Below are 21,391 nucleotides of genomic sequence, written 5' to 3'. Positions count from 1 at the left end.
CTGGCTGGTGCCGCGCAACCGATAACAGGAGGATCACTATGAAACTCTTCTACTCACCCGGTGCCTGTTCCCTATCCCCTCATATCGTCGCCCTCGAGGCGGGTATTGATCTGGAACTATCCAGGGTCGACCTCAAGACCCATACCCTAGAAAACGGTGATGACTTCAGCCGGATCAATCCGAAGGGGTATGTGCCGACCCTACAACTGGAAGGTGGTGAGCTGCTCACGGAAGGCGTCGCGATTGTTCAGTTTCTCGCCGAACAAAAACCCAATGCGAATCTGGCACCGCCGCTGGGAACACTGGACCACTATCGGTTATTGGAGTGGCTGAATTTCCTCAGCAGCGAAGTCCATAAGTTGTTTGTGCCACTGTTCTGGAATGGCTCGGAGGAGGAAAAGAACAAGGCCCGGGAGAAAATATTGCGGCGGATGGATTACATTGATCAGCGCCTGCAGCGAGATTACCTGTTGGGGGACTCTCTGTCGGTGGCAGATGCTTATCTCTACACCATTATTCGTTGGTTGCAGGCCAAGCATTTCGATATGTCGCGTTGGCCCAAATTACAGGCGTTCCAGGAGCGTATGGAGGCGCGGCCCGCGGTGCAGCAGGCTCTGCGCAATGAAAATGGCGGTGATGCTTGACCCCGCACCTACGCATTAGCGAGGGGTGAAACGCCGGGTGACCGGTATATCTGATTCTATCGGTTTGCGCGCCTGAGCGATCACCAGTGTTGAAAACAGAGCCGCTATTGCACAGGCGAACATGGAGCCGGCGATGGGAATCAGAGTGCCCGTATGCAGGCTGCTCACCAGTCCGCCGAGTACTCCTCCAGTAATAAAAATAGTGGCGCCGTAGAGGGCGTTGGCGCTGCCACTGATTTTGGGGAAAAACTCCAAGTAGCAGGCCGCGGCATTGGGCCCAGTAATACCGATACAGCTCATTACCAACACCAGTGGCACCATCCACAGGGTTAGCTCCCTGATGCCCGTCATAGTACCCAGTAACAGCAGTCCACATCCGAGCATTTGCAGGGTAACGCCCGCAAGCAAAATGTTGCGCGGTTGAAATAGATTAAGCAGGCGGATATTGACCTGCACCATGCAGATCAAACCCAAAATGCAGGTGCCAAAAAATAAGGGAAAACGGTTGGCGCTGACGTTGAAGTAGTCCATAAACACGAAGGGTGCCGTGGTGATATAGATAAACATCGAGCCACTGACACAGGCCTGGGCGCCGAGGAACCCGAGGGCGCGGCGGTTGCGCAAAACCTGGCCGTAAGTGGAAACGAGAGTACCGAGAGGCATCAACTGGCGCCGTGCGCGAGTGAAGCGCGAGACGGTTTCCGGTAACAGTAAGCGCACCAGTACCAGCATGGCGATGGCGTACAACAGCAGGAAAACAAAAATACTCTGCCAGCCTCCCACTGCCAGCAGCAGCGAGCCGATTACCGGCGCAATCAGTGGAGCGATCAACATAATAGTGCTGATCATGGAAATAATTTTGGCGGCCTCACGGCCGCTGTGCAGGTCGCGCACGATGGCCGCGCAAATCACCGTGGCAAAGCCACCACCTACCGCCTGCAGGAAGCGCAGAATAATCAGGTGATCCACATGGTCGCTAAAGAGTATTAGTAGTGAGCTGACAATATAAATACACAGCCCAATTGTACCCACCAAGCGCCTTCCCCAGCGATCGGAGAGCGGCCCCCCGAAAAGTTGGCCCAGGGCAAAGCCCAATAAAAAACTGGACACCGAATACTGCACCCGCTCCACCTCAGTATCCAGTGCTGCGGCCATAGCGGGAATTGCCGGCAGGTAGCTGTCGATGGAGAAAGGCGTCAGAGAGACAAGGGCGGCAAGCCAAACCACCAGCCAGCGCGGTGCTTTCTGCTCAGCGGATAAAGCCGTGGTTGTCATGGAGTAGCTCTGGTGCGGCCTAGAGGAATTTAGCGGCTGTGGCTGTGTGCTGCCGGGTACTGGCCATGGTAGAGGTGCTGCGGCACATTATCCAGTACCGCAATCCCAGAAGCTTTTTTAATGCTTGTCTTCCCGCAATGTATACAGGCCCTGTTTCAGTTTTAGCAGGTGTTCCTGGAGTTCCGGCCCCTTGCGTTGAGCCACGCCGATAGCGAGTACATCGATCACTACCAGGTGGGCGATGCGGGAGGACAACGGGGTGTATATCTCGATATCCTCCTCCACATCGACTTCCAATGGGATACTGGCCTGCTGCGCCACCGGCGAACCGCTGGGGGCGAGGCCGACCACCAGGGCGCCCTGCTCTTTCGCCATACCCATGGAGCGCAACAAAGCCTTGGTGCGCCCGCTCTGGGAGATCGCCACCACCACATCGCCGGGCTCCATGGACATGGCTGACATATTCTGGATGTGATGGTCGGAGTGGGCCGCCGTGGCCAGTTGCAGGCGGAAGAATTTGTGTTGGGCATCGGCGGCAACGGCACCGGAGGCTCCGAAGCCGAAAAACTCCACGCGTTTGGAGGCCGCCATAGCGGTCACCACAGCTTCCAGGGCGCGGTCGTCGATACGGTCGCGCACCTTGAGCAGTGTATCGACGGTGGAGTCGAATACCTTGCGCTTGTACTCGGCGATGGTGTCGGTTTCGGTCACCGCGATCTGGCCAAAACTAGGGCTCGAGGCCAGCTGCTGCGCCAGATTCAACTTGAACTCCTGGAAGCCCGAGCAGCCAACGGCGCGGCAGAAACGCACCACTGTGGGTTCACTCACCTGGGCTTCAGTGGCCAGGTCGACAATTCTCATATGAATGATTTCGTCGGGATTGGCGAGAATATATTCCGCCACCTTGCGCTCAGATTTGCGCATGGATGACAGTTGTTCGCTGATTCTTTGCGTGACTTCCGCCGGTTTCACAGGACTTCCTTCTCTATGCCAGATGGCGCAGTTTAGCCGCTGCACACTCTGCTGGCGAGCGGCTTGGCGTTGTCAGATTGGGCAAAATCCTGTTTATTTACACAGGTCCTACGCTGCAGCTCTGGTACAATCTTCGCCCATGGACGTATCTCAGATTCTAGACCCCCTCAACGACGCCCAGCGCGAAGCGGTAGCCGCCGCGCCCGGCAATCAATTGGTTCTGGCCGGTGCCGGCTCGGGCAAGACCCGTGTACTGGTGCATCGCATCGCCTGGCTGATGCAGGTGGAGGGCGCCTCGCCCTACTCCATTATGGCAGTGACCTTTACCAACAAAGCGGCCCGCGAGATGCGCGCGCGTATCGAGGAGTTGCTGGGGGTGAACACCTTCGGCATGTGGGTGGGCACCTTCCACGGCCTCGCCCATCGCCTGCTCAAGGCCCACTGGCAAGAAGCCAAGTTGCCGCAGAACTTCCAGATTCTGGATTCCGACGATCAGCTGCGTTTGATCAAGCGCGTTCAGGCAGATCTGGGACTGGATGACAAAAAATGGTCGCCGCGGGAAACCCAGTGGTGGATCGGAGCGCAGAAAGACGAAGGACTGCGCCCCCAATATATCAATGCCGGCGCCGACCCCTGGCTACAGACCATGGTACGTATTTACTTCGCCTATGAAGAGGCCTGCCAGCGTGGCGGGCTGGTGGATTTTGGCGAGTTGCTGTTGCGCGCCCACGAGCTCTGGCTGAATAACGACAGTATTCTCGCCCACTATCGCCGGCGATTCCCCTTTATCCTGGTGGATGAATTCCAGGATACCAACACCATCCAATACGCCTGGTTGCGTCTGCTCGCCGGTGAGCAGTGCCATATCACCGCAGTGGGTGACGACGACCAGTCCATTTACGGCTGGCGCGGCGCCAAGATTGAGAATATCCAACACTTTTCCGCGGACCTGCGCCAAGTGCAGACGGTTCGCCTGGAGCAAAATTATCGCTCTACTTCCACCATATTGAAGGCTGCCAATGCGGTGATTGCCAATAACAGCGGCCGCCTGGGTAAGGAATTGTGGACTAAGGGGGAAGAGGGTGAGCCCATCGCCGTCTATGCGGCGTATAACGAACAGGATGAATCGCGCTTTATCGTCGAGCGAATCAATGACTGGGTGCGCGATGGCAATCGCCGTGACAGCATTGCTATCCTCTATCGCTCCAATGCCCAATCCCGGGTGCTTGAAGAGGGGCTTTTGCGCGAGCAGGTGCCCTACCGTATCTATGGTGGTCAACGTTTCTACGACCGCCTGGAAATTAAGAATGCCTTGTCTTACTTACGCTTGATTACCAACCGCGATGACGATACGGCGTTTGAGCGGGTGGTCAACACACCTACTCGCGGCATCGGAGCGCGCACGGTAGAAATGGTGCGCGCCTACGCCCGTGAGCAGGGATGCTCCCTGTGGCAGGCGGCCAAGTTGATGTTACAGCAACGGGTACTCGCTGCCCGCGCTGGCAATGCCCTGCAGGCCTTTCTAGATCTTGTGAATCAGTTGGCCGCAAATGCCGAAGACAAAGAGCTGGATGCCATCGCCGAGGACGTGATTGAGACCAGTGGCCTGTTGGAATTCCACGGCAAGGAGAAAGGTGAGAAGGGGCAGACCCGAGTGGAAAACCTCAAGGAACTGGTCAGTGCCTGTCGAGCTTTTACTGGCGTGGGTATGCCGGAGGGCGAGGAAGGTGAAGAGGAAATTCCTCTACTCAATCAGTTCCTCGACAGCGCTGCGCTCGATGCCGGCGAAGGCCAGGCGGATGAGTTTGAAGATGCCGTTCAACTCATGACCCTACACTCGGCGAAGGGCCTCGAGTTCCCTCTGGTGTTTATGGCTGGTGTGGAGGAAAACCTGTTCCCGCACAAGATGTCGGCGCAGGAGCCGGGCCGCATGGAGGAAGAGCGGCGCCTCTGCTACGTGGGCATCACCCGTGCTATGCGCAAGCTATATATTACCTACGCGGAAAACCGCCGCCTGTTTGGCAGTGAAACCTATAACAGCCCGTCTCGTTTTATTGCTGAGATTCCGGTGAATCTGGTGCATGAAGTGCGCCTCAAGACGGAGATTTCCCGACCGCTGTACCAGGCCGATTATGGCAAAGTGGGCAAGTTTTCTGATCCAGCTCCGGATTTTGATGACCTGCCGCCACTGTCTTTAGGTGGCCGTGTGGAGCATGCCAAATTCGGCGAGGGCACCGTGGTGCAGTTTGAGGGCAATGGTCCGCGCGCCCGGGTACAAGTGAACTTCGACGATGCCGGAAGTAAATGGTTGGTGGTGACTATGGCGAAGTTACAACCGCTGTAGATTTTGCCTTCTCCAATACACGAAATATATTTTAAACAAGTGAACTTACCGAGACTCCGGTTTTGCCGGAGTCTCGGAAACTATAAAAATAGTTAGCTGACATTCAGTGCGCTAAAACAATAAAAGATAATTAATAGCGATGAAAAAAATTAACTGGTATCCCGCCATTATTTTGGGGCTTCTCGCGCTGCTTGTAGTGACCTTCGCCGCGTTGGTAACCTCCCGTGCATCTCTTGGGCCCGCGCAACACTTTTCTGATAGCGGCGCTAGAGAGCTATTTGAGTGGAAACTGGTTACTACCTGGCCAAAAAATTTTCCCGGCCTCGGCCAGGCACCGGAGCGCTTTGCAAAAAATGTTGAGTTGATGTCGTCCGGTCGTCTCAAAATTAAAGTTTATGGTGCCGGTGAACTGGTGCCTGCTTTGGGTATTTTCGGAGCGGTGTCTGAAGGCGCTGCGCAGATGGGGCATGGCGCCGCCTACTATTGGAAAGGCAAGATTCCGGCCGCCCAATTTTTTACCGCGGTGCCTTTTGGTTTAAATGCCCAGGAAATGAACGGCTGGCTCCATCACGGTGGGGGACTGGAACTCTGGCAGGAAATTTATGAGCCTTTTAATTTAATACCCCTGGCCGGAGGCTCTACCGGGGTACAGATGGCTGGCTGGTTTAATAAACCGATTAACTCGGTTGAAGATCTACAGGGCTTAAAAATGCGTATTCCGGGGCTCGGTGGTGAAGTATTAAACCGGGCTGGCGGCACCGCGGTTACTATTCCCGGTGGAGAACTCTACACCGCCCTGCAGACCGGTGTCATTGATGCGACCGAGTGGGTTGGCCCATACAATGACCTTGCCTTCGGCTTCCATCAGGTTGCCGAGTACTACTATTATCCCGGCTGGCATGAGCCAGGCTCGATGATGGAATTTATTGTCAATAAAAAAGCCTTTGATCAATTGCCTGAAGACTTGCAGGTAATTGTGCGTGTGGCAGCCCGCGAAGCAAACCAGGATATGCTGGATGAGTATACCGCGCGCAATAACCGCGCCCTGCGTGAATTGGTGCAGGAACAGGGTGTAAAACTAAGGCGTCTGCCGGATGATGTGCTTTCTCATCTGAAGCAAATCAACACGCAGATCATGCAGGAAACCGCAAACCAGGATCCAGAATTCGCGCGCATCTATAAGGCCTTTAAGGACTTTGAACGGGATGTGCGGCCCTATCACCAGATCAGTGAAGAGGCTTATTACCAGGCGCGGGAGCTGGATGAAAGGGATAAGGAAGAGTAAAGAAGGGTCTGAAGGGAAACTGCTTTAAAGCCAGTTTCCCTGAACAAGTTTTATAAATAGCCTAAGGCAGCGGTCTGGTATGTCCGCTATCGTCTATTGCGACAAAGACAAACTCACCTTCGGTGACCTTCACCTGCTCACCGGAATCCACCCGTGTCAGCCACACCTCAACCATTGTTCTAATGGAAGAGCGACCCACTTCAATAGCCTCGGCATAGCAGCTGACCGTGGAGCCAACAGGTACCGGGCGTAAAAACACCATACTGCCAACTGCGACCGTGGTTACTCTGCCGCGTGCGATACTCTGGGCCAGGATTGCACCAGCCAGGTCCATCTGCGACATCAGCCAACCGGCGAATACGTCTCCCTGAGGATTGGTATCCCGTGGCATGGCCAGAGTTTGCAGGGTCAGGGTTCCTGAGGGTTGTGGATTCTCATCGAGTGCTGGGAGTGCGGACATCGGCTGCTCACAAATTGTTAGAGTTATTGATTTCCACCTGGGAAAGGTGGCGCATTCTAGCACAAATTGCGCAGTAAATAACCAGGCTCGCGCGGCAAAAAGCCACGCTTACCAGACTATTCGGACAAAGCTTTAACTACGTAATGTCCCCGGTAACCATGTGACCAGCGCTGGCCAGAGTGCCAATAGGCACAATAACAGCAACTGAATCGCGATAAATGGCGTGACACCGCGATAGATCGCCGAGGTGGCCACTGAGCTGGGGGCGACACCGCGCAGATAAAAAAGGGCAAAACCAAATGGTGGTGTGAGAAAGGAGGTCTGCAGGTTAATGGCGATCATGATACCCAACCACACGGGGTCGACGCCCATAGCCAGAAGCACTGGGCCCACAATAGGCACCACGACAAAGGTAATTTCGATAAAATCGAGGATAAAGCCGAGCAGGAATATCACCAGCATCACCAGCAGTGTTGCCCCGATAACACCGCCGGGGAGGCTGTGGAAAATACTGGTAACCAGTTCCTCGCCGCCATAACCGCGAAACACCAGGGAAAACAGCGAGGCGCCGATCAGGATTGCAAATACCATGGCACTGACCTGCAGAGTGCTCCGGCCAATCTCTCCCGCGCGACCCCAGCTCAGGGCTCTGCGGCTGTAGGCCAAGAGTGCAGCACCCAGGGCACCTACGGCGGCGGCCTCTGTGGGTGTGGCCGCACCGGTAATGATGGAACCCAGCACCACCAGCATCAAGGTAATCGGTGGAAACAAGCTGCGCAGCAGAGGCCAGATTTCAAGTGGCTCGCGTTCTGCGGGTGGGGCTAGAGCCGCTCCGCGGCGCGCCACGAATAAGAGATAAATAATGTAGGCTGCCACCAGCAATACGCCTGGAATAATGGCCCCGATAAACAGGTCGCCGACGCTGACGGGCTTGGGATTGAATATCCCCGCGGACAACTGGGCCTGCTGATAGGCGTTGGAAAGGGTATCTCCCAGCAAGACCAGGGCGATCGAGGGAGGGATGATCTGTCCCAGGGTGCCAGTGGCACAAATGGTCCCGGTGGCCAGTGTGGGTGAGTAGCCTTTTTTCAGCATGGTGGGCAGGGACATCAGGCCCATGGTCACCACCGTGGCTCCGACAATACCGGTACTGGCAGCGAGCAGTGCGCCCACCACAACGACAGAGATCGCCATACCGGCCGGTGCACCCATAAACACTTTGGTCAGATTGATGAGTAGGTCTTCGGCTATCTTGGCCCGCTCCAAAATAACCCCCATCAACACAAACAGCGGAACTGCCACCAGGGTGCCGTTTTGCATAATGCCGTAGAGCCGGTCGGGAAAGGCGCGCAGGAACTGCCCATCAAATGCGCCAAAAATAATCCCTAGACCGGCGGTAATCAGGGCAGTGCCGGCGAGGGTAAATGCCACCGGGTAACCAAACATCAGCAGTGCGCAGACGGCCGCAAACATCAGCAGTGGTATCAGCTCAATCATGCCTCGACCTCCTCTGCCTGTTTCAGCAGCTGGGGCTTGGCCGACGCCCTGGTTGCCGGGGCCGGTATTTCCATCAGCTCAAGGAGTGCGCGTATAAACTGGGCGACGCCAGCCAGGGCAAGGGTGACCGCGGCCAGGGGGATGAGGCTTTTAAGAAAGAATACGCCTGGCAGGCCGCCCGCATTGGCGCTCCCCTCATATACCGACCAGCTATTCATGGCAAATTGCCAGCTGCCAGCCAGAATAAAAGCACACACTGGCAGCAAAAACATGAGAGTACCCAAGGCGTTAACCCAGGCTCTGCCCAGGGGTTGCATCCGCCGGTAGAAGACATCCACGCGCACATGGGCATCAGTTTGCAAGGCGTAGGCCAGCCCCAGCATAAAGGCCGCACCGTGCAGATAGATAACGGATTCCTGCAGTGCTATCGAACCACTGTCGAACAGGTGACGAAGTACCACGACGCAGGATTGCAGTAGGACCATGGCCCAGGTGAACCAGGCGAGCAGGTGGCCGGTGCGACTGGATAGACTCTCCAATACACGCGCACCACGCAACAGAAATGGCATGGGGGCTTCTCTCTCTACATCTTATTGTTATCTTGTTTGTGAGCAGGTTACCGCTTTGCCCGCCCCCGCACCAGTGGAGTAAATTTTCACCTGTAACCTTTTTGTCATCTTTTATTCATAGAATCGTCATCCGTTGTTCCTAGCATCGCCGCGTGAAATAAAAAACACTCATCGGAGTTCCACATGAACAAGCAAATTCTGGCCACTTCCCTGGCGGCACTGACCCTCGCCACTTCACAGGTGGCTATGGCGGCGCGCGACTACATCAGTGTTGTCGGTTCCTCTACGGTTTACCCATTTACCACCACTGTGGCGGAGCGTTTCAGCCGTGCTACCCAGTTCAAGACCCCGGTAGTTGAGTCCACCGGTACTGGCGGTGGTATGAAGTTGTTCTGCCAGGGCGTCGGTGAAAGCACCGCGGATGTTACCGGGGCATCCCGCCGCATCAAGCAGTCTGAGCTGGAGATGTGTAAAGGCAACGGCGTCGATGTTGTGGAAGTACAGATTGGCTACGACGGCATTGTGCTGGCCAATGCCAAGAAAGCGACACCTTTCAAATTGACTCGCAAAGATATCTTCCTGGCCCTGGCCAAAGAGGTGCCGAACCCCAACGGTTCTGAAACTCTGGTGGCCAACCCTTACAAAACCTGGAAAGACGTAAACCCTGCACTGCCCAATACTAAAATCGAAGTGCTCGGCCCGCCCCCAACATCAGGTACCCGCGATGCCTTCGCTGAATTGGCGATGGAAGGTGGCTGTAAGAAGTTTGGCTGGATCAAGGCCATGAAGAAAAAAGACAAGAGCGCTTACAAGGCAATTTGTCATAACGTGCGTGAAGACGGTGCTTATGTCGAGGCCGGCGAGAACGACAACCTGATTGTGAACAAGCTAGTTGCCAACCCGAACGCTCTGGGTATCTTCGGTTTTAGCTTCCTCGACCAGAATGCAGACAAGGTTCAAGGCTCTCTGATTGAAGATCAGGCCCCGACTTTTGACTCCATTGCCGATCAGAGCTACCCGGTATCCCGCCCGCTGTTTATCTACGTGAAAAAGGCACACGCTGACGTAGTACCGGGTATCAAGCAATTCCTGGCGGAATTTACCAATGAGCGTGCCTGGGGTGATGAAGGTTACCTGGCCGACAAGGGCATGATCCCGCTGCCTACCGAGAAGCGCCAGAAAATTGCCACCGACGTGCGCAAGATGAATGCCCTGAGCAATCTCGCAGCGAAGTAGCTTTATCTTGGAGTAGTACAGTCAAAGGGAATTGACGGCCAAGCCCGAGAGGGCTTGGCCGTTCTTTATAAAAGCCAAGTGGAAACACCAGGAAAAGTCGGGATAATGCCGACATCGACATTTTTAGCACGGTAAAGTAATGCAAACCCCCACACTGTTCGCCCTTCTGCTGCTGTTGATACTAGTGGCCTACGGTACCGGCTTTAGCCGTGCACTGAGTGCTGCGCGCAGCCGCGGAGGCCTGCGCAATCTGGCTTCACTGCCCAGTTATCACGGATTATTTGCTGCGCTTTGGTGTGGCCTACCGGCGCTATTACTGCTTGGGGCTTGGCTGATTTTTGACGATGCGATTATCCGCTCTATGGTGATGCACAGTATCGCGGATAAGCCCGATACCATTGCCGGGCAGAACCTGCTCTATGCTCAAATTCAAAACCTGTCCGCTGGCCACCTGATCGGCGAAGCCTCCCCCCAATTGCAGTCTGCGGCAGAGCACCTCAATCAATTGCGCAGCAATGCAAATACACTGCAGGCCTTCTTGATTCTTGTGTTGGCAGTGGGCTTGGGGGCATTCGCATTACTGCGTTTCTCCCCGGAACTGCGCGCTCGCGAAAAAGTGGAAAAAGTCCTGCGGGTTATTCTGATTACCTGTGCCTGCGCAGCAATTTTCACCACGGTTGGTATTTTATTTTCAGTATTATTTGAGTCCCTGCGTTTCTTCCAGTCGGTACCGGTGAGTGAGTTTCTCTTCGGTCTGCACTGGAGCCCGCAGATGGCTCTGCGCGCTGATCAGGTGGGCTCCAGCGGCGCCTTCGGTGCGGTGCCGTTGTTTACCGGCACCCTAATGGTCTCTGCTATCGCCATGCTGGTGGCGGTGCCGGTGGGCCTGATGGCCGCGATCTACCTGGCAGAGTATGCCAGCAAGCGGGTGCGCAATGTCGCCAAGCCGATTATCGAAATTCTCGCCGGTGTACCCACGGTGGTGTACGGCTTTTTTGCGGCGTTGACTGTGGCCCCGTTTATTCGCGAACTGGCCACTTCTGTCGGCCTGCAGGCCTCCAGTGAAAGCGCCCTCGCCGCCGGGTTGGTGATGGGCATTATGATCATCCCGTTCGTCTCCTCCCTGTCCGACGACGTGATCAATGCGGTACCACAATCCCTGCGCGACGGCGCTCTGGGGCTCGGTTCAACCCAGTCGGAAACTGTGCGCAAAGTGGTTATTCCCGCGGCCCTGCCAGGTATTGTCGGCGGCGTGCTGCTGGCGGTGTCCCGTGCAATCGGTGAAACCATGATTGTGGTGATGGCCGCTGGTCTCGCCGCCAACCTGACCGCCAATCCCCTGGAGTCTGTCACCACCGTTACCGTTCAGATCGTGACGCTATTGGTGGGCGATCAGGAATTTGACAGTCCCAAGACCCTCGCCGCTTTTGCCCTTGGCTTGATGCTGTTTATCTCCACTCTGGTGCTGAACTTTATCGCCCTGCACGTAGTGAAAAAATACCGGGAGCAGTATGACTAACCTCACCCAGACGCAGGTTCGCGAGCGTATTGAAAAGAACCTCGCCAGCCGCCATCGCACAGAAAAGTTATTTCGCGGGCTGGGTATCGCCAGTATCGCCTTCGGTGTGCTCGCGGTTGTCATTCTGTTCAGCGATATTATCGGTAAGGGCAGTGGTGCCTTTATGCAGGCTTCGATTCAGTTGGAGGTGCATTACGACACAGAGGTGCTGGGTATTGATCAGGTCGATGATGAGAGCCTTACTTGGGCTAACTTCTCCGGTGTGATCCGCCAGGCCCTGCGTGAGCGCTTCCCCTCCGTGACTGGTCGCAGCGACAAGCGAGAACTTTACACCCTGGTTTCCTCCGGGGCGCCCTTTACCCTGCGCGATCGCCTGGCCGAAAACCCGGAATTACTCGGTAAGAGCGAGGTCGTCTGGTTTGCCGCCGATGACGATGTGGATACCTTTATCAAAAGCCTAAAGGACTCGAAAGAGGGATTCCGCGGCCGCACCTCTGACCAGAAAGCTGGCTGGATTGAGCAACTGCTGGAGACTGGTGAGCTGAAGAAACGCTTTAACACCATCTTCTTTACCAATGGGGATTCCCGCGAACCGGAACAGGCGGGTATCCGTGCGGCCCTGATGGGCTCCCTGTTTACACTCCTGGTGACCCTGGCGCTGTCCTTCCCAATTGGGGTGGCCGCAGCTATTTACCTGGAGGAGTATGCGCCTAAGAATCGTTGGACGGATCTGATTGAGGTCAATATTAACAACCTCGCAGCCGTACCTTCTATCGTTTTCGGCCTGTTGGGGCTGGCGATTTTTATTAACTTCTTTGAGTTGCCCCGTTCGGCGCCGTTGGTCGGAGGGCTAGTACTCACTCTGATGACACTGCCGACCATTATTATTTCGAGCCGCGCGGCGCTGAAGGCGGTGCCACCCTCGATTCGAGAAGCGGCTATGGGCATGGGGGCTTCGCGTATGCAGGTGGTGTTTCACCATGTGCTGCCGCTGGCGATGCCGGGCATGCTCACCGGTGCAATTATTGGTATGGCCCAGGCTCTGGGTGAGACAGCCCCATTGCTGATGATCGGCATGGTTGCCTTTATTGTCGATGTCCCCGGTGGGGTTACCGATCCGGCCACCGTGCTGCCTGTACAGATTTTCCTATGGGCGGACAGCCCGGAGCGCGCCTTTGTGGAGCGCACCTCGGCGGCGATTATGGTGCTGTTGAGTGTATTGATTTTAATGAATGCCAGCGCGGTAATGCTGCGCAAGAAACTTGAGCGCCGCTGGTAACAGAGCGCGGACAATCAGAAAGCGGGATTATTTATGAGTACCATGACCCTGGATGCCGCCGAACGCACCGAGTCGGCGCGTTCCGAGCTGACCGGTAAAAAGGTTTCAGTGAGCCAAGCCGAGGTGAGGAAAACTGTGGGCCAGCCCTTCTCTGACACCGCCAAGTTGCGCATGCGCGATGTGAATGTGTTCTATGGGGAAACCCAAGCTATTCACAACGTGAGCCTGGATATCGGCCGCAACGAAGTGGTAGCCATGATCGGCCCGTCCGGTTGTGGTAAATCCACTTTTCTGCGCTGCCTCAATCGTATGAACGACACCATTGAGGGTTGCCGGGTGGAAGGCGAACTGAGCCTGGACGGCGAGCCGATCTACGGGGCTAAGGTGGATGTGGTGCCCCTGCGTGCGCGGGTGGGGATGGTGTTTCAGAAGCCCAACCCCTTCCCCAAAACCATCTATGAGAATGTGGTCTATGGGCCCAAAATTCATGGTATTGCCAGCCGTCGTGCGGACCTGGACGAAATTGTGGAAAACAGCCTGCGTCGTGCCGGCCTCTGGAATGAGGTCAAGGATCGTCTGGATAAGCCGGGTACCGGCTTGTCCGGTGGTCAGCAGCAGCGCCTGTGTATCGCCCGTGCTATCGCGGTGAGCCCGGAAGTTATTCTGATGGATGAGCCCTGCTCCGCCCTGGACCCGATTGCCACTGCGCGTATTGAAGAGCTGATCGATGAGCTGCGTGAGAACTACACTATTGCCATTGTGACCCACTCGATGCAACAGGCGGCACGAGTCAGCCAGCGCACGGCCTACTTTCACCTGGGCCATCTTGTCGAGGTCAATGATACCGAAACCGTGTTCACCAATCCGGAGCACGAACTAACCGAAGCCTATATCACCGGCCGCTTCGGCTGAGCCAGTTTTGCTCCGAGGGATAACTATGGAAATGCACTTCGATCAGCATATTTCCCGCCAGTTCAATGAGGATCTGGAGGGTATTAAGACCGAGATGTTGGAGATGGGCGGCATGGTCGCCCGCCAAGTAGCCGACGCTGTCGACGCGCTGTCGAATGCCGACAGCCAACTGGCCGAGGAAGTCCTGCGTATCGAAGAGGAAATCGATAGGAGGGAGATGGCTCTGGATGAGCACGCGACCCTGATTATCGCCAAGCGCCAGCCCGCCGCCTCAGACCTGCGTATGGTGATGTCGGTAATACGCATCGCCCGCGACCTAGAGCGTATCGGCGATGAGGCCAGCAAGATCGCGAAAATGGCTATTGCCTTGACAGACGAGGGCACCTCACCGCGCGGTTACACAGAAATTCGTCATCTGGCTAATGCGGTGCGCAAGATGCTCAATGATGCCCTTGACGCTTATACCCGCTTCGATGTGGAATCAGCCATGCACACTCTGGCTGAGGATGAACAGGTGGATATGGACTACCGCACCGCTGTTCGCGAGCTGGTGACTTATATGATGGAAGATCCACGCAGTATCTCCCGAGTCATCAATGTTCTGTGGACTCTGCGCGCACTGGAGCGAATCGGCGATCACGCGAAGAATATTTGCGAGCAAGTGGTATATCTGGTCGAGGGCGCGGATATTCGCCACGGCCACTTGAGAAATCTAAAGCAGTCTTAAGCTTTCAAACCCGAAAAAGGTCGCACAATGCGGCCTTTTTTATTGCAGATTTGTTTTCAACAAAATGCCAGGTATCTGACTCATGAAATATATTTTCGAAGTGCAGATCAAAGCAGGCTTTACAGCGGAGGAATATGCGGAAGCCTGGGTGCAGGCGTCCCAATTGATCCAGCGGGCGCCCGGGGCCCAAGGTACGGAACTTCTACAAAAAATTGGTGACCAAAATACTCTGCTCGCTATTGCTTGTTGGCACAGCAAAGCCGAAAGAGATGCAATGCACAGTCGGCATACCGATGAAATTGATAGAATTATTCGGAGTGTTGCGCCTTTTGTTGGGATACGTCTTTTGGGTGAGTTCAATGAGTTCCGAAAAGTTATTAATAATGCATAAATGTATTTATGTTGATTTTGGTCGAGTAAAGCTGAACCTAAGCTGAATGTCTGAATTATTTTTTTCAGTAAAAGAAAAAACGGGAAACAGTATCAGAAAATATTTTATAGGTAATTTATTTTCCAATTACACTGAATTACGCCGTTCTTCATTTTTTATTCTATCCGTCCTGTTTTTTCACTCTCTTCGCCGCATAAACTTTATAAACTGACTTTGTGTAATTAGCTGTTGTTGCGTCCAAAAAAACCTTTGTTACAATCCGCATCCCAATTTGGATCCAAAGTTAACGAAGGATTTTGTAATGAGATTCAAGCTTGCAGCTCTTCCCCTAATGCTTTTCGCGGCTACTGCTGGTGCTGAGGAATACAATTCATTCACCAAAGCAAATTACTTTGATACAGAGTTTGGCGCTTCAGATGCAGATACTTTAAATTTTGAAACGATTTATTACTTTGGTGGCAAAGAAACGCTCGGTCCACTGAAAGAATTTGAATATATTAATAAGGTCAGTAACTTTTCCGCAGAATTTTCTCATGTAAACACCGGGAGCATTGACCACGACACTTTTTCCGTAGGTGGCGAATACTTTACGTCTAGTGGCTTTGTTGTTGGTGCGGGAATTGTTGACCTTTGGGAGAACAATGTAGATTATCAATCTATTGGATATCTATTTTCTCCTGATTTTTTAGTAACTTTGAAGCATATAGATTATGATAGCGACAATGAGTTTTCAGTAGATGCTCGATACAATCATCAGTTAAACTCTACGGATTACATCGGTTTTAATCTATTTGTTGATGAAGAGTTTGATACCCGCTCACTGTCTTCCAAGTACTTTACTCACTTAGGCGGTGAACAATACCTAACCGCAGAGTTGACTTATACGAACTTTGATGAATTTGATGACCACTGGAAGCTGGATTCTGAATTCTTCTTTACTCAGCGCACTTCCATCGGCTTCTCTTTCGATGAGAATGAAGTATATAAGTTGGGTATGAATCACTTCTTCAATCGCCACTTTGCTGTTGAAGCGGCTTATGTTTCCAACACGGATAGCGATGATGATTACGATATCTACCAAATTGGTATGACCGTGCAGCTGTAAGCTATACCTAGATATTGTAAAAAGGGACTACCATTGGTAGTCCCTTTTTTTCTAGCTCAGTTAGATTTGGAAAGGTTCAACTTAACCTTTTCCCGTCAGTGCCTGTATCCGGGCTTGCGCCTTAGAACCAATCTCCCCTCCCGCCCCAGCTGCAGTTTGGTAGTGTTTGAAAGCACTTTGCTTGTTTCCCTGTTTTTCGTAGACCTCCCCCAGATAGTAGTGCGCATAGGCGGTATCCAGGTAGCGCAGCGAGCGGTTTAAGTCTCTCTCCGCCGCGGTGTAGTCTTTTAACTGCGCACTGGCCATGCCGCGCTTTAACCAATGGGAAAACAGTGCTGGATTTTTTTGTACCGCACGGTCGTAGGCTTGATGCGCCTTATCGAACTGATTTTTGTGGGTGAGTAAATCCCCTTCCAGGGCGAAAAAATGAGCTTCTTTTGGCTGTTGCTTTTGGGCCTTGCGTGCCAAGTGTAATGCCGTGTCGAATTGCTTTTTGTTCGCCGCCTTTAATGCATCATCGTAATTATTGTAGGCGTCGGCATCGCGCTTCAGCTGGGCTATCGCTTTTTGATAGGCAGCGCGATTGGTGACGCCGCCCTTGGGCAGTGATTTACTGTGTTCAATATTCGCACTTACGCGAGATTGTGATGGCGGGTGGCTGGCGAAGAGGGCTTCCAGGCCATTGCTTTGACGCCCTTTGGAAAGTTCGACGAACTTGCGTTGCAGGCGCACGGCGCCCTGGGAGTCGTAACCCGCTGCGGTCATATATTTCATGCCGTATTTATCCGACTCCAGCTCGTTGCCGCGGCCGTAGCGGGCGATGTAGGCGGATCCCCCCAGTTGGCTACCGGTAGAGATCAGATCTGCATAGGCGGAATCTTTGGCGGCGACGCCTAGGACCGCAAGTCCAGCACCGAGCACCTGTTGTTGGGACATGGCAGTGGCGGAGTGGCGCGCGGCGGCATGCACTATCTCATGGCCGAGCACTGCGGCGAGTTCGGCCTCATCCTCCAGCAATACCAATAAGCCCCGGTTTATCGCGATTTTGCCTCCTGGCAGTGCCCAGGCGTTGGGCACGGAATTGTTCAGCACCACAAATTCGTAAGGGAGTTGCGGCTGGTCGGAGACCTTCGCCAATTTTTGCCCGACTCGGTTCACATATTCCTGCAAGCTGGGGTCTATGGTGTATTGGCCGCCCTGTTGCTGTTGGTTTATCGGGTATTGCTGCTGTCCTAAGTTCAACTCTTGCTGGGTTGATAGGAGGGAGAGCTGTTGCTCCCCGGTAACTGGATTAGTGACACAACCATTGAGAACTGAGGTTGCTGTCAGCGCCATAGCCGCGAAGAAAGCCTGGTTGCGCGAGATCATTGCTTGCCTCCCTGTATAATGCCGGTTATTCAACGATCACCCATTGTACACAGTCCGGGAATAGAGGTTATGACGGCACTTCAGGTAATCGAATTATTTGCAGGCAACAACCCCGATGGCGAGCCGGTGGTGGAGCGCTTACAGGTGCGTGTCAACGAGGATGACAGCTGCCAGTTGGTGCGTTCTCCTGCATTTATAAAAGGCATCGCCAGTGGCGATAGCATTAAAGTCGATAAGGATACACAGCAGTTTGAACTGGTAAAGCGTTCCGGCAATTTGGCAATCCGCATCTTTTGTCGCGGAGACAGTGCCGAACTCTCTGACCGCTTGAGCCCACAATTGGAGAAACTTGGAGGAGAGCTGGATCTGGAAGTTCCGCGTATGCTGGTATACAGCATCCATGTCAGCTGTGGTTTCGATAAGATTGAGAAGATTCTCAATAGTATCTGCGATGGGGCCAATAGCGTCTGGTACTACGGTAATGTTTATGATCCTAAGGATGGCCAGACACCGCTCAATTGGTGGCAAGACATCTTGAAACCCGAGTAGAAACAGAACGGGCCAGTAGAGTTAAAACCGGTAGCAAAGCAGCGATAAGTAAGGCATCCGATGTTAATAGTGATTTCTCCAGCCAAGACGCTGGATTATGAGAGCGATATTCCCGCGCTGGAAACTACCCAGCCGAACTTCCTCAAGGAGTCTGCCGCGTTAATTCAGGAATTGCGCGCACTGAGCCCACAACAGATCTCCAGTTTGATGAAGGTTTCCGACAAACTCGGTGTTTTGAATTACGACCGCTTTCAGACTTGGAAGCGCCCTTTCACCGATAAGAACGCACGACCGGCCCTGCTTGCCTTTAAGGGGGATGTCTATACGGGGTTGGCCGCTGAGACTATGGGGAAGCGGGATTTCAGCTATGCGCAAAAGCACTTGCGGATGCTTTCCGGACTCTACGGCCTGCTGCGCCCGCTGGACTTGATGCAGCCCTATCGCCTGGAAATGGGTACGAGGTTTGCCAATAGCCGCGGTAAGAATCTGTACGAATTTTGGGGCGAGGAGATCACAGAGGAACTCAATGAACAGCTGCACAAGTTAAAGAGCCACGAACTAGTTAACCTCGCGTCCAATGAGTATTTCAAGTCTGTTAAACCCAAGGTACTCAATGCTGAGGTGATCACGCCTCACTTTAAAGACCTAAAAAATGGCCAGTACAAAATGATCAGCTTCTTCGCCAAAAAAGCGCGGGGTATGATGAGTCGCTGGGCTATTGATCAGCGTGTAAAGAAAGCGCAGGAACTCAAGGGCTTTGATGTGGCGGGCTATCAATTCAACCCGGACATGTCGAGTGAGCGCGACTGGGTTTTCACTCGGGATGAGGCGCAATGAGCGACGCGAGCTTGCCGGATGCGCCGGCCTGTGCGCGCAATCGCGATCCAATTTTATCCCACCTGCGTCGCTTGTTGGCCAATAGCCGGCAGGTGTTGGAGGTCGGTAGCGGTACGGGCCAACATGCAGTCTATTTTGCCCCGCGCCTTCCCCATTTGATTTGGCAGACCTCGGAGCGGGCTGAGATATTGCCCGGTGTGCGCGCCTGGCTGGATAGCGAACCCGCACCAAACCTGCGTCAACCCCTGACCTTGGATGTCGATGCGGAATGGCCCGAGCTCAGTTTCGATAGTGTCTTTACCGCGAATACTTTGCACATCATGTCGCGGGAGTCTGTGCAGCTTTTTTTCCGCAAGCTGGCCAGGATACTGCAGCCCGCTGGATTACTGGTTGTGTATGGCCCCTTCAAGATAGATGGTGGCTTTATTGGGCCCACAAATGCCGATTTTGATGCGCAGCTTAAAGCGCGCAACCCAAACAGCGGTCTACGCGATCTGGAGTGGCTCGATCAACTGGCAGCTGAGGCGGGTATGTGTCGCGAAGAATTCAATTACTTGCCCGCCAACAATCAACTGGCCGTTTGGCGCAAAGATGATAATAAGGAGTGATTATGCCCGTGTGGTTTGAAGTATCTGTTGTTGTGGCATTTGCCATAGGGGCGGTGTTCTTTTTCGCTAAATACCGCGAAACCGCGGCCGCGCTACACGAGAGTGAACGTATGAAAACGCGCCTCTCCAATGACCTGAATCGCTACAAGGACGTGCCGCGCCTGCGCGCTGTGCGCGAGGCGCTGTTGGGCGCTAAGCCCCTGCCCATAGATGATGATGGCAATGAGCATCTGTTGTTGCGGGATGGCGATTTGCAGTTGCACCATTTGATTCTGCGCCGGGAGAGCACACCGGTGCACGATGAAGAAGAGGCTACTTACCTTAAAAATGGTGAGCCGGTAAAACTATCGGAGTTTGAATAGTTTCAGGGGGGAGCGGATCAGGAATCCGCCGCCATTTCCTGTACCAGTGCAGGCGTTTTTTCTAGCTTCCCGTAGGGAAAGTGCAGGGTGAAAGTACTGCCCTGGGCGGGGACGCTCTGCACACTCATCTCTGCGCCGTGGCGTATCAGCACATGCTTGACGATGGCGAGGCCCAGTCCGGTGCCACCGCTGTCCCGCGAACGACCGGGATCCACCCGGTAGAAGCGCTCCGTCAGGCGCGGAATATGAATCGGGTCTATACCGATGCCCTGATCCCGCACACTGAAGTGCCCGCCGCGATCGTCCAGCCACCAGCACAGCTGGATCTCCCCTTGTCCCGGACTGTATTTCACCGCATTTTGGGCCAGATTGGCAAAGGCGCTGTGTAATTCGCTGGCATCGCCGCGGAGGCTGCAATCCCCTTTGCAGTCCACGCTGATCTGGTGGCGATCGCCACTAAAGCTGCGCGCCTCCCGCGCAACTCGCTCTATCAATTCGCGCACATTCACAGAGACATCACCGCTTTTACGCTCTGAAGTCTCCAGTCGTGCGAGTAACAGCAGATCGTTGACCAGGATAGTCATGCGCGCGGCTTGCTCTTCCATCTGTTCCAGGGGGCGCCGCCAAGCGGGGGGCGCCATATCGCTGCTTTGCAGAGTCTCCAGATAACCCGCGATCACGGTCAGGGGGGTGCGCAGTTCATGGGAGACGTTGGCAACGAAGTCTCGGCGCATCTGCTCAAGGTTGTGTAATCGGGTGATGTCGCGGACGATCACCAGCGCTTCGTCCTTACCGTAACGGGTGACTTCCAGCTGCAGGTGTAGGGCTTCATTGCCCGGTGAGGGCAAAGTCAGTGGTTCGCGGGGGGTGCTGTCCTCGCTGTGCATATAGCTGACAAAGCCGGGATCGCGCACAAAGTTCACCAGGGATTGTCCCTGATCGCTGGATTGCAGGCCGAGCAGTTCGCCGGCGGCGGGATTCCACCAGGCCAAGTGGTCGCCATTTTCCAGTGCCACAATACCTTCGCGCAGGGCACTGGTACTGTCCTGAACCCGGCGCAGCATGACGTGTAGCTTCTGCCTTTCGCGGCGATGGCGGCGCTGCATGCGGTAGAAGTCGTCGTAGATGTCGCCCCAGATACCAAAAGCGGTGGGGGCTGGGCCGCGGCGGCCATTGGCCAACCAGCGATTGAAGCGGTGCTGTTGCAAGAGCACAGAGATCAGGTAGATAGCCAGCCCCGTAATCAGGGCGAGCGTCCACTCAGCGGTACTGAAGCCGAGGGTCAAGCAGCCCAGAGTAATGATTAAAAAGCGCGAAAATTCGCCAATACTGCGATCCAACATAGGCTTGCTGTGTTACCTGGCGGTCGTCGGGAGGGCTGAAGTCAACCCCCCGCACTCAGTACATCTTAGAAACCCGGCCTACTGTGAGTAAATGACCAAGGGTTGTCGC

At 54.3% G+C, this 21,391-nt stretch carries 21 protein-coding genes; 14 read left to right on the top strand and 7 right to left on the bottom strand.

Annotated elements, in window-relative coordinates; translation table 11 throughout:
- Positions 1-38: 38 nt before the first annotated feature.
- Positions 39-644 (top strand): glutathione transferase GstA, encoded by a 606-nt coding sequence (gstA, locus tag ACCI51_RS12680; protein WP_371843876.1) that lies wholly within the window; start codon positions 39-41, stop codon positions 642-644.
- A gap of 15 nt (positions 645-659) precedes the next feature.
- Here gstA and ACCI51_RS12675 read toward each other — a convergent pair whose 3' ends face one another.
- Together ACCI51_RS12675 and hexR are read right to left on the bottom strand one after the other, a co-directional pair.
- Positions 660-1,919: a multidrug effflux MFS transporter gene (locus ACCI51_RS12675; protein WP_371843875.1), complete on the bottom strand. Its 1,260-nt coding sequence runs from the start codon at positions 1,917-1,919 to the stop codon at positions 660-662.
- Between the two features lie 117 nt (positions 1,920-2,036).
- On the bottom strand, positions 2,037-2,891 hold the full coding sequence (gene hexR, locus ACCI51_RS12670) for a transcriptional regulator HexR (protein WP_299584015.1): 855 nt from the start codon (positions 2,889-2,891) through the stop codon (positions 2,037-2,039).
- Positions 2,892-3,030: 139 nt separating this feature from the next.
- On the opposite strand from hexR, the gene uvrD reads away from it, so the two are divergent.
- Together uvrD and ACCI51_RS12660 are read left to right on the top strand one after the other, a co-directional pair.
- Positions 3,031-5,235 (top strand): DNA helicase II, encoded by a 2,205-nt coding sequence (uvrD, locus tag ACCI51_RS12665; RefSeq protein WP_299584018.1) that lies wholly within the window; start codon positions 3,031-3,033, stop codon positions 5,233-5,235.
- 139 nt (positions 5,236-5,374) lie between these two features.
- The gene (locus ACCI51_RS12660; RefSeq protein WP_371843873.1) at positions 5,375-6,520 is read left to right on the top strand and encodes a TRAP transporter substrate-binding protein; all 1,146 of its coding nucleotides are present in this window, start codon (positions 5,375-5,377) and stop codon (positions 6,518-6,520) included.
- Between the two features lie 61 nt (positions 6,521-6,581).
- On the opposite strand, the gene ACCI51_RS12655 is transcribed toward ACCI51_RS12660, so the two are convergent.
- The 3 genes from ACCI51_RS12655 to ACCI51_RS12645 form a co-directional block, all read right to left on the bottom strand.
- On the bottom strand, positions 6,582-6,980 hold the full coding sequence (locus tag ACCI51_RS12655; RefSeq protein WP_299584023.1) for an acyl-CoA thioesterase: 399 nt from the start codon (positions 6,978-6,980) through the stop codon (positions 6,582-6,584).
- A 132-nt stretch (positions 6,981-7,112) separates the two neighbouring features.
- Positions 7,113-8,477: a TRAP transporter large permease gene (locus tag ACCI51_RS12650; RefSeq protein ID WP_371843871.1), complete on the bottom strand. Its 1,365-nt coding sequence runs from the start codon at positions 8,475-8,477 to the stop codon at positions 7,113-7,115.
- The gene (locus tag ACCI51_RS12645) at positions 8,474-9,046 is read right to left on the bottom strand and encodes a TRAP transporter small permease subunit (RefSeq protein WP_371843869.1); all 573 of its coding nucleotides are present in this window, start codon (positions 9,044-9,046) and stop codon (positions 8,474-8,476) included. The genes ACCI51_RS12650 and ACCI51_RS12645 overlap by 4 nt, the downstream gene beginning before the upstream one ends.
- Positions 9,047-9,229: 183 nt before the next feature.
- Here ACCI51_RS12645 and ACCI51_RS12640 point away from each other — a divergent pair, with 183 nt between their 5' ends.
- The 7 genes from ACCI51_RS12640 (at position 9,230) to ACCI51_RS12610 (ending at position 16,215) form a co-directional block, all read left to right on the top strand.
- The gene (locus ACCI51_RS12640) at positions 9,230-10,282 is read left to right on the top strand and encodes a PstS family phosphate ABC transporter substrate-binding protein (RefSeq protein WP_299584032.1); all 1,053 of its coding nucleotides are present in this window, start codon (positions 9,230-9,232) and stop codon (positions 10,280-10,282) included.
- Positions 10,283-10,421: 139 nt separating this feature from the next.
- Positions 10,422-11,801, top strand: a complete 1,380-nt coding sequence (pstC, locus tag ACCI51_RS12635) for a phosphate ABC transporter permease subunit PstC (protein WP_371843868.1) — start codon at positions 10,422-10,424, stop codon at positions 11,799-11,801.
- Positions 11,794-13,080 carry a phosphate ABC transporter permease PstA gene (gene pstA / locus ACCI51_RS12630; RefSeq protein ID WP_299584038.1) on the top strand — a complete coding sequence of 429 codons (1,287 nt, stop codon included), beginning with the start codon at positions 11,794-11,796 and terminating at the stop codon, positions 13,078-13,080. The genes pstC and pstA overlap by 8 nt, the downstream gene beginning before the upstream one ends.
- A gap of 33 nt (positions 13,081-13,113) precedes the next feature.
- Positions 13,114-13,992: a phosphate ABC transporter ATP-binding protein PstB gene (pstB, locus tag ACCI51_RS12625; protein ID WP_371843867.1), complete on the top strand. Its 879-nt coding sequence runs from the start codon at positions 13,114-13,116 to the stop codon at positions 13,990-13,992.
- 25 nt (positions 13,993-14,017) lie between these two features.
- Positions 14,018-14,719 (top strand): phosphate signaling complex protein PhoU, encoded by a 702-nt coding sequence (gene phoU / locus ACCI51_RS12620; protein ID WP_299584044.1) that lies wholly within the window; start codon positions 14,018-14,020, stop codon positions 14,717-14,719.
- An 82-nt stretch (positions 14,720-14,801) separates the two neighbouring features.
- The gene (locus ACCI51_RS12615; RefSeq protein ID WP_299584047.1) at positions 14,802-15,110 is read left to right on the top strand and encodes an antibiotic biosynthesis monooxygenase family protein; all 309 of its coding nucleotides are present in this window, start codon (positions 14,802-14,804) and stop codon (positions 15,108-15,110) included.
- A gap of 301 nt (positions 15,111-15,411) precedes the next feature.
- Positions 15,412-16,215, top strand: coding sequence for a putative porin (locus ACCI51_RS12610; protein WP_371843866.1), 804 nt, complete (start codon positions 15,412-15,414; stop codon positions 16,213-16,215).
- 81 nt (positions 16,216-16,296) lie between these two features.
- On the opposite strand, the gene ACCI51_RS12605 is transcribed toward ACCI51_RS12610, so the two are convergent.
- On the bottom strand, positions 16,297-17,583 hold the full coding sequence (locus tag ACCI51_RS12605; protein WP_371843864.1) for a M48 family metalloprotease: 1,287 nt from the start codon (positions 17,581-17,583) through the stop codon (positions 16,297-16,299).
- Positions 17,584-17,652: 69 nt separating this feature from the next.
- Between ACCI51_RS12605 and ACCI51_RS12600 the strand changes: the two genes are divergently transcribed.
- The 4 genes from ACCI51_RS12600 to ACCI51_RS12585 are packed head-to-tail and all read left to right on the top strand — an operon-like array spanning position 17,653 to position 19,939.
- The gene (locus ACCI51_RS12600; protein ID WP_299585123.1) at positions 17,653-18,132 is read left to right on the top strand and encodes a DUF4265 domain-containing protein; all 480 of its coding nucleotides are present in this window, start codon (positions 17,653-17,655) and stop codon (positions 18,130-18,132) included.
- Positions 18,133-18,192: 60 nt separating this feature from the next.
- On the top strand, positions 18,193-18,969 hold the full coding sequence (yaaA, locus tag ACCI51_RS12595; protein ID WP_371843862.1) for a peroxide stress protein YaaA: 777 nt from the start codon (positions 18,193-18,195) through the stop codon (positions 18,967-18,969).
- Positions 18,966-19,577, top strand: coding sequence for a DUF938 domain-containing protein (locus tag ACCI51_RS12590; protein WP_371843861.1), 612 nt, complete (start codon positions 18,966-18,968; stop codon positions 19,575-19,577). The genes yaaA and ACCI51_RS12590 overlap by 4 nt, the downstream gene beginning before the upstream one ends.
- A gap of 2 nt (positions 19,578-19,579) precedes the next feature.
- Positions 19,580-19,939 (top strand): hypothetical protein, encoded by a 360-nt coding sequence (locus ACCI51_RS12585; RefSeq protein WP_371843860.1) that lies wholly within the window; start codon positions 19,580-19,582, stop codon positions 19,937-19,939.
- 17 nt (positions 19,940-19,956) lie between these two features.
- On the opposite strand, the gene phoR is transcribed toward ACCI51_RS12585, so the two are convergent.
- Positions 19,957-21,282 carry a phosphate regulon sensor histidine kinase PhoR gene (gene phoR / locus ACCI51_RS12580; protein ID WP_371843858.1) on the bottom strand — a complete coding sequence of 442 codons (1,326 nt, stop codon included), beginning with the start codon at positions 21,280-21,282 and terminating at the stop codon, positions 19,957-19,959.
- Positions 21,283-21,391 lie beyond the last annotated feature (109 nt).

The organism is Microbulbifer echini (genome assembly GCF_041447225.1).
GTDB lineage: Bacteria > Pseudomonadota > Gammaproteobacteria > Pseudomonadales > Cellvibrionaceae > Microbulbifer > Microbulbifer echini.
This window is presented reverse-complemented; position numbering and strand designations above follow the sequence as displayed.